Raw genomic sequence first — 12,921 nt, forward strand, 5'->3', positions numbered from 1 at the left:
GTGCGGCGATCCAAGCGATGCGGAGGATCAGCTGAAACTCCCGTTCGGCGGGGCAAAAGACGCAGTTCTTGAAGTCGCACTCGACCGCACGAGCGCAATTAAACTAATTCAATAGAATATATAGAATTATGTTGACCGGACGTTCGATCGGGCGCAATTTGGCGTCACCTCACGTCCCTGGACGCTGAGGCGCGGGTTTTGAACGAGCAGCTTGCTCCGCGTCACCAAAGCTAAAGCGCCGCGATGCGTGTCGAACGCTCGTGGTCCACCCACAAGGTTCGTCATGCGCGTCCCGACGTCGTTCCTTCCCGCCGACCTCCCAGCCCGGCCTCGATCAGCGCTCCGGCGATGTCGGCTCTAAAGCGCTGACGTCACGGCCCGCATCGAGGTCGGTTTTTCGTCATCTGGGGAGGGCAGTGCAGATGAACCGCGCTTGCGTCCTTGAATTTCTCGGTCGTCCGGCCGGTCTCATCGTTCCTCAGGAAGACGGGAGCTTCCGGTTCTTCGCCTCGGTCGCCGAAGCCTATCCGCTCGAGGATCGCGTGTTTCAGTCAACCGTCGACGCGAGCGCGGCGCTCCGCGCCCTCAAGCCGCGGCCGGGGTTCTCCGGGCGCGCCCCGTCGTTCGGAAGCCCGGGCCGGCGCTTCGCGAGCTGAGCCGAGGTCGAGGGGATTTCCGACATGCCGAGAGACGCGCAGGGACTTGAGCTGACCGGATCGCCGCAAAGCGCGGCGGCGTTCGATCGCGCTGTCGCCGACTATCTCGGCTGGGCCGGCGATCCGGTCGCCGCGCTCCAGCAAGCGACCACCGTCGATCCGGGCTTTGCGCTCGGTCACAGCGCGGCGGCCTTGCTCCTGCTGCTGAATGGCTTCCGGGGCGACAACCCGGCCGTGACCGACGCGATCGCGGCCGGCGAGGCCGCGCTCCGCGGCGCAAGCGAGCGCGAGGCGCTGCACCTCGCGGCGGCGAAGGCCTGGGCTTCGGGGGATATCGTCGACGCCGCGGGCGTGTGGGAGGCCATACTGCTCGACCACCCGCAGGACGCGCTCGCGCTGAGGTTTGCGCACGACACCTATTTCTACCTCGGACAGTCGCTCGACATCCGGGACTCCGTCGCGCGCGTGTTGCCGGAATGGGATCCGGAAGGACCGAACTATGGATTCGTCCTTGGTCAATATGCCTTCGGCCTCGAAGAGGCCGGCGAGTTGCGCAAGGCCGAGGACGTCGGTCGCCGGGCGATCGAGCGCAACCCGGCCGACGGATGGGCGGTTCACGCCGTCGCCCACGTCTTGGAGACCGAGAGCCGGCAGGCCGAGGGCGTGGCGTTCCTGAAGGACGCGCGTCCGCAATGGAGCGCGGCCCATGCGCTTGCGGTCCACAACGGCTGGCATCTCGCGCTCTACCTCATCGAGGAAGGGCGTCTCGAAGAAGCCCTGGCCGATTACGACCGCTTCGTCGCGCCGCGGATCGCCGGGGACTCGCTGCTCGATCTCGTCGATGCGGCTGCCCTGCTCTGGCGGATCGAACTCGCAGACGGCCATGTCGGCGACCGGTGGGCGGCGCTCGCGGCGCAATGGCTTACCCGTGTCGATGACCATGTGCTGGTCTTTAACGACATCCATCTCGCGCTCGCCATCGCCCGCGCGGGCGATGCGGGCGGGATCGAAAGGCTGAAGTCCTCGCTCGAGGCCTATGTCCGGAACGGGCGCGGCGACAACCGGGAGATCACCGCGGATGTCGGGCGCCGCCTCGTCGACGCCGTGATCGCGTTCGCCGGCGGCGACTATGCGGAGACCGTCCGGCTGATCCTGCCCGTCCGACACAAGGTTGCGCGGATTGGCGGGAGCCACGCCCAACGCGATCTCGTCACCCAGACTTTGATCGCCGCCGCGTGCCGCGCCGGCAACCGGGCGCTCGAGCGGGCCTTGCTCGCGGAGCGGCTTGCTGTCCGGCCGACGCCCGCGACGCGCGCCGCCTACGAGGCCGCGCGAGCCCGCGCCGCCTAGGCCTCACCTTCAACCGAAAAACAAACCACCGCGGGGCGGGACCACCCAAGCCCGCCTAGCTTCAGTTTCGGGGGAAATCACGTGAGTTTTCTCAATCGCCGTCAGTTTTTCCTCGATATCGGCGCCTTGGCGGCGCTGGTCGTCGGCGCCGTCCTCATCGGTGGCAAGCACGCCGCGACCGCCGTTCCGCGCCAAGATAAGATCGTCAACGTATCCTACGATCCGACCCGGGAGCTCTACCAGGCGCTCAATCCGGCTTTCGTCGCGTCCTACGAGAAGGCGACTGGCCGTCACGTGACGGTCGAGCAGTCCCATGGCGGCTCGTCCCGGCAGGCCAAGAAGGTGGCGAGCGGCGACCTCGTCGCGGACGTCGTCACCCTCGGTCTGCGGGCGGATGTCGACGGCCTGCGCAAGCGCGGCCTGGTCGCGGACCACTGGGAGGACCGTCTCCCCAACCATTCCATCCCCTACACCTCGACGATCGTGTTCGTCGTGCGCGGCGCGAATGTTCGCGGGGTGAAGGACTGGCCCGACCTGCTGCAGCCGGGGCTGGAGGTCGTCACGCCGGATCCCCGCAGCTCGGGCAACGGCAAGCTGACCGCGCTCGCGGCATGGCTTGCCGTGGTCACGCGCGGGGGGAGCGAGGCGGACGCCCGCGCCTACCTCAAGAGCTTCTATTCGCACGTGCCCGAACTCGCGGAGGGCGCCCGCGGCGCTTCGACCGTGTTTTCGGTCAAGGAGACCGGCGACGTTCACGTAACGTGGGAAAACGAGGGCCTGCGTGAAGTTGCGGCGTCGAACGGCAAGCTGCAGATCGTCTATCCGCCGGTCAGCGTCCTCGCGGAACCGTATGTCGCGTGGGTCGACAAGACGGACGGCGAGCGCGGGACCGGCGACATCGCCAAGGCCTATCTCGAATTCCTCTTCACTGATGAGGCTCAGGAGCAGATCGCGCGTCTTGGATACCGCCCCTACAAGCCGGGGATCGCGGAGAAGGCCGGCGTCCGGTTCGCGGACATCAAGCTCCTGCCGACATCCGTGATCTCTCCGGACTGGAATGACCTCAACGACAAGTTCTTCTCCGAAAACGGCATCGTCACCACGATCGTGGAAGGTGCAAAGTCATGATCGCGAAGCTCGCCTATGGCGCGGACTTTCTGAAGCGCGACGTGGTCGCCGGCCTGACGGTCGCCGCCATCTCGTTGCCGCAGGGCATGGCTTACGCGTTGCTTGCCGGCGTCGACCCTCGCTATGGGCTCTACTCGGCCATCGTGGTCACGCTCGTTGCGTCGATCTTCGGGTCCTCCTCCCACCTGATCAACGGACCGACTTCTGCGATCGCCCTCGTCGTGTTTGCGGCCCTGTCGCATTTCGATCCCGACCAGCGCGTCGAGGCGGCCGAGGCGATGTTCCTGCTCGCCGTCATGGTCGGTTCGATCCAGGTCCTGATCGCCGTCTTCCGGCTTGGCGATCTCACCCGATACATCTCCGAATCCGTCATTCTCGGCTTCATGGCCGCAGCCTCGCTGGTGCTTGCGATCGGTCAGATCAGCAATGCGCTAGGCGTCCGCAGCAAGGGGACGGGCGACCAGCACATCCTCTACCGCCTCTGGCTGACGCTGACCGAAGGCGATCCCGTCAGCGCGAAAGCGATCGGCGTCAGCGCGGCGACGCTCGCGCTGGCGGTCGTCCTGCGTCAGGTGGTGAGGCGCTGCAGGCTGCCCCAGTTCGACATGTTCGCGAGCCTCGTGCTCGTCGCAGGCGTCGCGTTTCTGCTTGGATGGACCGTGCCAGGCGCCGACGGGAAATCCGCGCTGCGGGTGGCGGGCGCGGTGCCGAGCAGTCTTCCGGCCTTCCACATCCCCGACATCAAGCTCAACTGGATCACGGATCTCGCGTCCGACAGCGTGGCGATCGCGTTCCTCGGACTTCTCGAGGCGCTCGCGATCGCCAAGTCGATCGCGAACCAGACCAAGCAACCGCTCGACTACAACCGGCAATGCCTCGCCGAGGGCCTCGCCAACTTCACCGGCGGCTTCTTCCAGAGCCTTCCGGGATCGGGCTCGCTGTCGCGCTCGGCGATCAACCACCAGGCCGGCGCCGCGACCAAGTTCTCCGGCATCATCACCGCCGCCCTCGTCGCGGTCGCGGTGCTGCTGTTTGCGCCGCTCTCACGTTACGTCCCGACGGCCGCGCTCGCCGCGCTGCTGCTGCTGACGGCCTACCGCCTGTTCGACCTGCACCGCATAAAATACACGCTGCGCGCGACTTGGGTCGACGCCGGGGCGTTCATCGTCACTGCAATCTCGGGCATTGCGTTCGGTCTCGACCTCGCCATCCTGATCGGCGTCGGGGTCTCGATCCTGCTGTTCGTGCCGCGCGCGGCGAAGCTCAAGGCGAGCGAGCTGATCCTCGACGAGCAGAACGTGGTGCGCGAGCGCCTCAAGGGGGAACCGGCGAACCAGGCTTTCATCATCTACGATCTCGAAGGCGAACTGTTCTTCGGCGCCGCGCCGGATCTGAACCGGCATCTTACGCTGGTCGAGCATAAGGCGAAGGCCCGCAAGATCAGCCATGTGCTGCTTCGCCTGAAGCGCGTGCGCCATCCCGACGTCGTCAGTCTGGAGATCTTCGAGCACTTCCTGAGGCAGAGCGAGACCGAGGGCATCAAGGTCTGGCTGTCCGGTCTGCAGCCGGACCTGCTGCAGGCGTTCGACCGCCTCGGCTTCCAGCACTGGTATCCCGCCGACCGGCTGTTCCCCTCGCGCTATGACGACAACTCGTCCACGATCGACGCGGTCAACCGCATTCGGCGGGAATTGCCGGCGCCCGAGCACGACGCGGCTCCCCATCAGGCGTTGTCCTATCAGGCTTAACGGCCAATAAGCGGCGTGCCCATATCTGCGTGGCGCGCGCGCCGTGTCCGAACGGCTCGATCACCTGTGCATCGCCTGCGTCTGCGAGCGAGGTCTTGTGGCCATCGTCCCATCGATCGCTGCACGATGATTGCGGTCGGCCCGAACCATCGTCACTCGGAATATTTCATGGTCGCTGAACAACCGAATCTGCGCAGCATCGTCATCGTGGGCGGGGGGCTGAGCGGCGTCCTTCTTGCGTTGCGCGCCATCGAGAACCCCGGCAATCGGGTCGTTCTGATCGAACGATCGAGTGCGCTCGGCCGCGGGGTCGCCTATGGCGCGTGCGATCACGCGCATCTTCTCAACGTGCCGGTGTTCCGGATGGAGGTCGGCCTGACGCCGACCTTCGAACACTGGCTGCGTGCAAACCGGCCTCACGAACTGAATACCGAGGACGGAGAGCTGCGGGACAGTTTTGTCACCCGGCGATCCTTCGGCGACTACATCGAGGAGATCGTCGAGCACAACGTGGCGGCTGGCCGGCTCAAGCGTCTTCGCGGCGAAGTGGTGGAGATCGGTCGGGAGGAGACGCCTTACGCGCTGCTCAAGGACGGCCGCGTGCTGAAGGGCGATCAGGTCGTGCTGGCGACCGGCAACCTCCCGCCCAAGACGCCGCGCTTCATCGATGAGGGCGGCGTGCTCGATTCTCCGGTCTTCATTCCCGACCCCTGGGACGTCCATCGGGACAGGTTGCCCGCCGGCGACGGCCGGGTGCTGCTGATAGGCGCGGGGCTGACGATGGTGGACGTCGCGCTGCGCCTTGTGCGCAACGGTCATACCGGCCCGATCACAGCGCTGTCTCGCCATGGCCTGCTGCCGAGCCGCCATGCGCATGGCGGCGAGTGGCGCAACGCGTTCCACGACCGCCCGCTGCCGCCGCTTCAGGCGTTTCGGCTGCTGCGGCGTGAGACGCGCGAAGCGGCCGCGCAGGGCGTGCCATGGCAGCGGGTGATCGACGCCGTGCGCCCAAGCCTGGCGAGCATATGGATTTCCTGGGACAGCGCGGATCGTCGGCGTTTCCTGCGTCACTGCCGAACGATCTGGGACGTCCGACGCCATCGCATGCCGACCGCCGTCGCGACTCAGATCGAGGCTCTCGTAAAAGCCGGCGCGCTCGATCTGCGGGCAGGCCGCATCCAGAAGGTGGATCGCGCAGGCGATGGGGCCATCGTGACGCTGCGTCCCCGCGGCGCCCGGGACAGCGTGCAGATCGAGGTTGACGCGATCATCAACTGCACCGGTCCGCGTTCGTCGTTCGATGACATGAACGAGCCCGCCTTCGTCAAGCTCAAGGAGCTCGGGCTGCTGGTCGCTGATGAACTTGGGCTCGGCGTCAGGACGTTCGGCTGCGCGGTAGTCGACAGATATTCGATCCCGTCCGATTGGCTGTTTGCAATCGGCCCGCTCACGCGGCCGGAATGGTGGGAGATCACGGCCGTGCCGGAGATTTCGGCGCAGAGCTACTATCTCGCGGGCGGACTCGGATTGTCCGGCCAGAACTCTTTGCTGCGCAACTTCGTCGACCTGGGCGCCGGTATCTGACGCTCGCCATTCAACCGCGCGCAAGAACGCGGCTCAGCCAGCCGCGGCGCCTTCCGCCAAGATCGTGAGCCGAATAACAAAAGGCATGGCCGGGGATGATCCCGCCATGCCTTTTCGTGTCGGTTCGAGTCGGTCTGTCCGGACCCAGAGCGTTTGCGCTCAGGCGGCGTCGGTGGCGATGACCTTGGTCGTCCTGCGGGCCTTCGGCTTCACGGCGGCGGGAAGCTCATCGGCCGCGTCAGGCACAGCCTTGCGCGCCTCGATCGCCTCGAACGCGGCTTCCGCGCCTTCCTCGAAGCCGCGGCGGACCACGTTTCCTGCCGGCAGCAGCTCCTTCAGAAACACCGCCCCGAACACCAGGCCGTAGGACGCGCCGTAGGCGGCCTTGTACGCGCCGACGCCGACTGCAGCGCCCGACTTCTCAGCGGCGACCTTGACGGAGGCGCCGGCGCTCGCGCCGGCCTCGCTCACGTACCCGGCGGCGGTTCCGAGAACGTCGCTCAGCGCCGTGAAGGCGTTCCGTTCCGGGGTTTCAGCAGCGATATCGCTCATGCGCTCGTTCCTTTGTCGACGCGGTGGAGAAAATGAATGCGTTCGGACGGGGGGCCCTGCAGCTTGGCCCCTCGCAGAGGTGTCAGCGAACCCTGTCGGGGATGGTCGCGAACTGGAGGCGGACATCGTCGGCCGCGCCCTGCACTCCAGCGATCATGCGCGGCCGCCGGACGCGCTCGGTCAGCAGCCAAGCAACGCCGGCCGCCATGTAGGCGAGGAATATCCCGGCGAGGACCGAGTTTGGATAGTCGATCGGCGGGAACATCGTGCTCCCTGGCAGGCCGAACGTTCCGAGAAGCGGCAGGATCATGAAGCCGACGCCGCTGGCGGAGTAGGCGATCGCGCGCTTTGTCAGCTTGCCGATCGACCGCAGGTAGAACGGCGCCGCCACGGTGATCAGGATGTAGACGAGGATGAAGCCGAAGCTGCAGAGCGTGCCGAAATAGCCCTGGGCGTCGAACGCGCTGACGCCGGACAGGTAGCAGGCTGCAGGCGCAGCGAAGGTGATCAGCGCGGCGAGCGCGACCGCGACATGAGGCGTGCGGTTGGTCTCGTGCGCCTCGCCGAGCGCTTCGAAGAACAGTCCGTGGCGCGCCATGGAGAACAGGATGCGCGCGGTCGAGTTGATCGCGGCCAGCGTGCAGGCGAAGAAGCTGAGCAGCACGCCGATCGTGATCACAGTTCCGAGCGGCCTCCAGCCGAGGCTCGAGGCCAGATAGTTCAGCGGCGCCTCAGACTGGGCGAGCGGCGCGTCGGAGCCCTCGAAACCGAGCACGACGACATAGGCCATGAAGATGAACACGAGGCCCGAAAACAGCACGCTGTGCGTGACGGACCGCGGTATCGACCGGAGCGCGTCCTTGGCCTCGGCGCCGAGCGAGGTCGAACTCTCGAACCCCGAAAACCCGAACACGACGAGCACCACGCCGACCAGGATCCCGCTCGGCGTCGCGCCCTCGAGCTTGAACTGATGCATGTCCGCGACGAAGCCGTGGCGCGCCCAGATGACGACGCCGAGGATCAGGATCGACACCAGCGCGATCGCCTCGAAGGCCAGCATCGTCTTTGCAGAAAGCTGGATGTTCTTCATCGCGATCCAGCATGCGGCGCCCGCGCCGGCAATAAACCAGACGAGCGTGGGGAGCTGATGCCCGATCGCCTGGTCGAGCAGCACGTTGGCGACGATCGCGAAGCCGCAGAGCGTCGACATGCCCGTGAGCGTGTAGGCGAACACAAGGGCCCAGCCGCCGAGAATGCCCGAGGTCGGCCCGAGCCCCTGCACGATGTAGCTGTAGAGCGACCCCGGCGACGCCGACCGCGTCGCGAACTGGTTCACGTTGAGGCTGACCAGAAACAGCCCGAGCATCCCGATCGCGAAGCTGAGCCAGGCGCCGTTTCCTGCCGAGGCGAAGATCAGGCCAAGGATCGCCGCCGGCACCGTCGAGGGCGCGATGACGGAGACCGACTGGGCCAGAACCTCGGGATAGGAGAGGCAGGCGCCGCGGAGTTCGGTATGTTCGGTCGAGGGCGGCGAGCGCGTCTCCCGACCATTGCTTCTGTCCGGAGCGAATGCCTGCGATTTCATCCTGGAGTTTACCTCGCCGGAACGTTGGAGACGGGCGCTAGATCAACGCCAGAGGCAGGGTCGAAAGTAATCCGACAATCAGTTCTCGGCTTTTGCCGGATGGAGCGCCAATCAAAGAGGCGCGCAGCCTATTGTTCGGCGCCGACCCAACCAACGCCGCCATACGATCGGCGCTAGTTCGAGAGTGATTGTCACTAAACTGACATATGATGCAGCGCAATAATCAATTTTGCAATGCAGTTCTGATTGAAATGCAGCCATGCTGCAAGAAATAAAATAACAGTCCGTATATCTACTAGATTTATGCTCTTTCACCGAAACAGCTAGCAGCCGCAAAATCTGCGGGCCGCGCGCGTCCCCGGGCTCCGCTTCCGGCCAAGCGGATCAGCGATCTTGACCTGGCGTCACCTGAGCAGGAGGCGTTCCCTTTCCTTTTGCGCACGCAGCGCGCTCGCCTTTCGGAGCGGCAGCAGGCCGTTGCCGACGGCGAGGAGGCCGCCGATCTGGTTGAAGATCATCGAGTGCATCACGCCGAAGCCGCCGAAGAAGGCGCCGGCGATGCAGATCGCGTTCGGCACGACAACGAGGCCCCAGCTGCGATTGATGTTCCGGTTCAAATCGCGCGACACGTCGTGGAGGTAGAGAAGCTTCGTCAGGCTGTCCTCCATGAGGACCACCTGGGCCGTGTCGGTTGCGATGCTTGATGCGCCGCGCAGAGAGATCGAGACGTTGGCCTTCTTGAGCGCGATCGAGTCGTTCACGCCGTCGCCGACGAAGCAGACCGTGCGGCCTTCTTTCTGCAGGAGCTCGACGTATCGCGCCTTGTCCTGGGGCAGGACCTCCGCGAAGTGTCGGTCCATCCCGAGGCGCTCGGCCAGTCTGCGGGTGGGCCGCTCATGGTCGCCTGAGATGATCGCCAGATGTTGCGCGCCGCGGGCGCGCAGCCCGTTGATCACGTCGAATGCTTCGGGCCGTTCGGCGGCCTGCAGCTCCAGGGCGCCGCCGAGCTTGCCGTCGACCCCGACCATCACCAGCGAGTGGCCCTCGTCATGGGCGCGCTCAAGCTCTCTCTGCGCGGAAGCCGGCAGCCTGACGCCTTCGTGGGTCATGTAGCGCGCGCTGCCGACCCGCACGACATGGCCCTCGACCTCGACGGTGATGCCGTAGCCCACGTCGTATTTGGAGTCGTCGGTCGCCGGCACGGTCAGGTTGAGGGCGCGCGCCTTGTCGATGATGGCTTTGGCGATCGGGTGGCTGAAGCGGTTCTCGGCAGCCGCGGCCCATACAAGGATCTGGTCTTCCGAATAGCCGCCATAGGTCAGGATGCGTCCGACCTCGGGGCGCTCGCGCGTCAGCGTTCCGGTCTTGTCGAACAGGAAGGTGTCGACCTTTCGCAGGCTCTCCAATGCGCGCCCGTCCTTCACCAAAACGCCGTGCTCGGCGCTGAGGGTGAGCGACGAAAGCATCGCGATCGGAGCGGCCATCCGGATGCCCGTGCCGAGATCGCAATTGACCACTGCGGTGGCGCTCGCGATGCCTGTCGTCACGAGGCCGAGCGCGCCGAGCGCAAGAGTCGGCGCGACCGCCTTGTCCGCTAGCTCCTCGCCACGGGACTGGGACTTCAGCTTGTATCCGGCGGTGTCGTTCAGGATCTGCGCGAGCTTCGCCGACGTGGTCTGGTCGCCGGCGCTCGTCACCGCCACGCGCACCTTTCCGGCAATCAGCGTGGTCGACGCAAGCACGCGGTCGCCCTTGAGCTTTTCCACGGGCGCGGACTCGCCGGTCAGCGTGTGCTGGTCGATCATCGCCATGCCGTCGACCACCTCGCCGTCGACCGGCACGGCCTCGCCGGTATGCACGGCGATGACGTCTCCGACCTTCAGCCGCTCAAGCGGCGTCTCGACCTCGACGCCGTCGACTTCGAGCCAGACGAAGCGCGGCTGCTTGCCGAACACGTTCAGCAGCATCTTCTTAGAATCGTCCTCGGTCTTCTCGACCAGCTTCCGCGACACGCTGAGCGTGAAGCCGAGCACCGTTCCGGCAAGCACCTGGTTGGTCGCGAGGCATGCCGCGACGACGATGGCGTCGAGCACGTCGACCCCGAGGCGCTTTTCCTTGAAAAGCACCTCATAGGCGCTCTTGAAGCTCGGGATAACGGAATAAAGGAAGACGACCGCGCTGAGCGGAGCGAGGCCCGGCACCAGAAAACGGCTCGCCGCGGCGAGCACGACGGAGGCCGTCGCCACGGGCAGGTCGAGATCGATCGGCGAAATCGGAGCGTCGCCCGAGGCGGCCAGCACGCTGTCCAGAAGTTCGACAAGCTGGTCCTGTCGGATCTCCCGCGGATTGTAATGGATGAGCACAGTGCCGGTGAGCTCGTTCGTCGCGTAGCGGTCGACGCCGAACGTGTTCATGAACTCGCGTTCGATCGCCTGTCCAAGCTCGCGTCTGCGCAGCAGGCTGACGTTGTGAAGCCGCACGCGCCCTTCGATCTGGCTTCGCACGGTCCAGGTCGACAATCGGCGGCCGTAGCGCTGAAGCCGCAAGGTTTTCGAGGATCCCAGGCCAAGCGTCTCGGGAAGGATCAGTTGATCGGGTGCCGGACGTGCGGCGTCGCGGCGCGACAGCGCGCGGCCAAGGTCGATGGCGCGCTGGTCTCCGGACGCAAGCGGCGCATCGAACCGGACCTGGGCGTGGCGGCGCTGCGCGTCGATCGTGACCTCGACGACGCCGGGCGCCTGGAATGCGCGCTCGAAGAACGAACGCGCGAATGCGCTGCGGGGGTTTGCAAACAGCGTCGGGCTGTCGAACTGCACGACGGCGCTCGATGGAAACGACACGCCGAGATCGGTCCGGGCGGTCGTTGCGGTTGCTCGGCCCACGCGATGGGCGCGGTGCGGAGCGCCCGATGCCGTTGCGGCGCGGGGCCGGGACTTGGCGGGTTTGGCAGTGGATCGCTCGGATGAACTGGTCAGCGTCACGTCTCAGCGCTCCGAAGAGATGTTTGGGCCCGACACGAGACGCGCGTCCGGAGCGGGGGTCGCAATTTCAGGCCTGACGCTCGGCTGGGCGGCGGCTCTCCGATGCCGGCGCTCGGCGGCGAGATCCTCGGCTGCTTCTTTCTTTTCGAGAATGCTTCGGGCGCCGGCGGCATAGGCGTCCGAGGCAAGCTCCCCAGCCCAATTCAGCCCGCGCCTCAACGCCGCAATAAGCCCCGCGGCGGCGGACGCCGCCACGGGGCGGCGCCGGAAGACGATCTCGTACTGCTTATTCATAGCGCGAGCCGGCGGCAGGGCGCGACGCGCGGATGTCTTGTCTGGACCAGTTGTCGTCATGGCGCTCGCAGAACCCGACAGGAAGGAGGGACGAAGGCCGCCGCTTGGGCGGCCTTCGCGCTCAGACCGCTGCCTTCTTTGTGACGCGCACCGTCTTGCGGGCCTGCGGCGACGCCTTCTTCTTCGCCGTCGCCTGCTTCGTCAACTCTTCGTTCAGATCCTCGCCGACGAGCGGCGCTTTCTCGGCCCGGCGCGCTGCGACCGCGTCGAACGCCGCCTCGGCGCCCTCCTCGAACCCACGGCGCACGGCGCTGTCTTCCGGCAGGAGCTCCTTCAGGAAGACCGCCCCGAAGACCAGACCGAACGAGACGCCATAAGCGGTGTGATAGGCGCCCGAGCTGACGCCGGACTTCACCTTGCGCGCCGCAATCTTGGCCGACGCGCTTGCGTTCGTCCTGGCGTCTCCGATGGAGTCCGCCGCCGCCTCGAGCGCGTCGCCGAGTATCGAAAAAGCGCTGTTTTCATGGGGATCCGCTATGGTCGCAGACATCAGGTCATTTCCCTTCGACTGGAAGTCTGAGTTCCACGCGCTGCTTGCGAAGCGCGTAGAGCGTTGGACAATAATAGACAGTAACGGGCCGACCCAACACGACCGGCGTCAGTAAAACATGGCGGATTTCGCCCGCGGTCAAGCTTATCAATCCAAATCGGCTCCAAGAATGGCGCTCGCCTCTCAGAAATATTTGTCCCGCACGACTTTCTTTCGGTCATTTCCACCGCATTCGGCCGATCACACACACGGTCCCTGGTGCGGCCAACCCGCTGCGAACGCCCCAACCAAGCGCCCATTCCGCATCTATTTGTCTCAATCGATCGAATTTGTAGAAATAAGACTAGCCGTCAGCGGATTCGTTGTCAATTATGTGAACGGCGCTCGGCGCGTCGCATCTTGTCCAGACAGATGACGGACAGATGGCCCGCGAAAGAAAAAGAAGATGCAGATCAAAATGTTGGGAGCGGTTGCGACCGAGCGGCGGCAGTTC

General features: G+C 65.6%; 9 protein-coding genes. 5 read left to right on the plus strand and 4 right to left on the minus strand.

The features are described 5' to 3' along the window. The first annotated feature begins 422 nt into the window (after positions 1–422). The 5 genes from PKE75_RS13400 (at position 423) to PKE75_RS13420 (ending at position 6,466) form a co-directional block, all read left to right on the plus strand. A complete protein-coding gene (locus PKE75_RS13400; protein WP_271169242.1) occupies positions 423–656 on the plus strand; it encodes a hypothetical protein in 234 nt (77 codons plus the stop codon). 24 nt (positions 657–680) lie between these two features. Next, positions 681–2,006 (plus strand): tetratricopeptide repeat protein, encoded by a 1,326-nt coding sequence (locus PKE75_RS13405; RefSeq protein ID WP_271169243.1) that lies wholly within the window; start codon positions 681–683, stop codon positions 2,004–2,006. 81 nt (positions 2,007–2,087) lie between these two features. Further along, a complete protein-coding gene (locus tag PKE75_RS13410; protein ID WP_271169244.1) occupies positions 2,088–3,134 on the plus strand; it encodes a sulfate ABC transporter substrate-binding protein in 1,047 nt (348 codons plus the stop codon). Then, positions 3,131–4,882, plus strand: a complete 1,752-nt coding sequence (locus PKE75_RS13415) for a SulP family inorganic anion transporter (protein ID WP_271169245.1) — start codon at positions 3,131–3,133, stop codon at positions 4,880–4,882. Before PKE75_RS13410 ends, PKE75_RS13415 begins: the two co-directional genes overlap by 4 nt. A 168-nt stretch (positions 4,883–5,050) precedes the next feature. After that, a complete protein-coding gene (locus PKE75_RS13420; protein ID WP_271169246.1) occupies positions 5,051–6,466 on the plus strand; it encodes an FAD/NAD(P)-binding protein in 1,416 nt (471 codons plus the stop codon). A 159-nt stretch (positions 6,467–6,625) separates the two neighbouring features. Here PKE75_RS13420 and PKE75_RS13425 read toward each other — a convergent pair whose 3' ends face one another. The 4 genes from PKE75_RS13425 to PKE75_RS13440 form a co-directional block, all read right to left on the minus strand. Beyond that, positions 6,626–7,018, minus strand: a complete 393-nt coding sequence (locus PKE75_RS13425; protein ID WP_271169247.1) for a hypothetical protein — start codon at positions 7,016–7,018, stop codon at positions 6,626–6,628. Between the two features lie 82 nt (positions 7,019–7,100). Then, positions 7,101–8,603, minus strand: coding sequence for an APC family permease (locus PKE75_RS13430; RefSeq protein ID WP_271169248.1), 1,503 nt, complete (start codon positions 8,601–8,603; stop codon positions 7,101–7,103). Positions 8,604–9,007: 404 nt separating this feature from the next. Beyond that, positions 9,008–11,443, minus strand: a complete 2,436-nt coding sequence (locus PKE75_RS13435; protein WP_271169249.1) for a heavy metal translocating P-type ATPase — start codon at positions 11,441–11,443, stop codon at positions 9,008–9,010. A 556-nt stretch (positions 11,444–11,999) separates the two neighbouring features. Next, entirely contained in the window at positions 12,000–12,428 is a 429-nt protein-coding gene (locus tag PKE75_RS13440; protein WP_271169250.1) for a hypothetical protein, read from the minus strand. Positions 12,429–12,921: the final 493 nt, after the last annotated feature.

This window comes from Hansschlegelia plantiphila (assembly GCF_027922265.1).
Lineage (GTDB): Bacteria > Pseudomonadota > Alphaproteobacteria > Rhizobiales > Methylopilaceae > Methylopila > Methylopila plantiphila.

Bases quoted from the DNA above. Each gene is read 5' to 3' on its own strand.
- PKE75_RS13425 (WP_271169247.1), bottom strand. From the start codon at position 7,018: ATGAGCGATATCGCTGCTGAAACCCCGGAACGGAACGCCTTCACGGCG.
- PKE75_RS13430 (WP_271169248.1), bottom strand. From the start codon at position 8,603: ATGAAATCGCAGGCATTCGCTCCGGACAGAAGCAATGGTCGGGAGACG.
- PKE75_RS13420 (WP_271169246.1), top strand. From the start codon at position 5,051: ATGGTCGCTGAACAACCGAATCTGCGCAGCATCGTCATCGTGGGCGGG.
- PKE75_RS13415 (WP_271169245.1), top strand. From the start codon at position 3,131: ATGATCGCGAAGCTCGCCTATGGCGCGGACTTTCTGAAGCGCGACGTG.
- PKE75_RS13405 (WP_271169243.1), top strand. From the start codon at position 681: ATGCCGAGAGACGCGCAGGGACTTGAGCTGACCGGATCGCCGCAAAGC.
- PKE75_RS13400 (WP_271169242.1), top strand. From the start codon at position 423: ATGAACCGCGCTTGCGTCCTTGAATTTCTCGGTCGTCCGGCCGGTCTC.
- PKE75_RS13440 (WP_271169250.1), bottom strand. From the start codon at position 12,428: ATGTCTGCGACCATAGCGGATCCCCATGAAAACAGCGCTTTTTCGATA.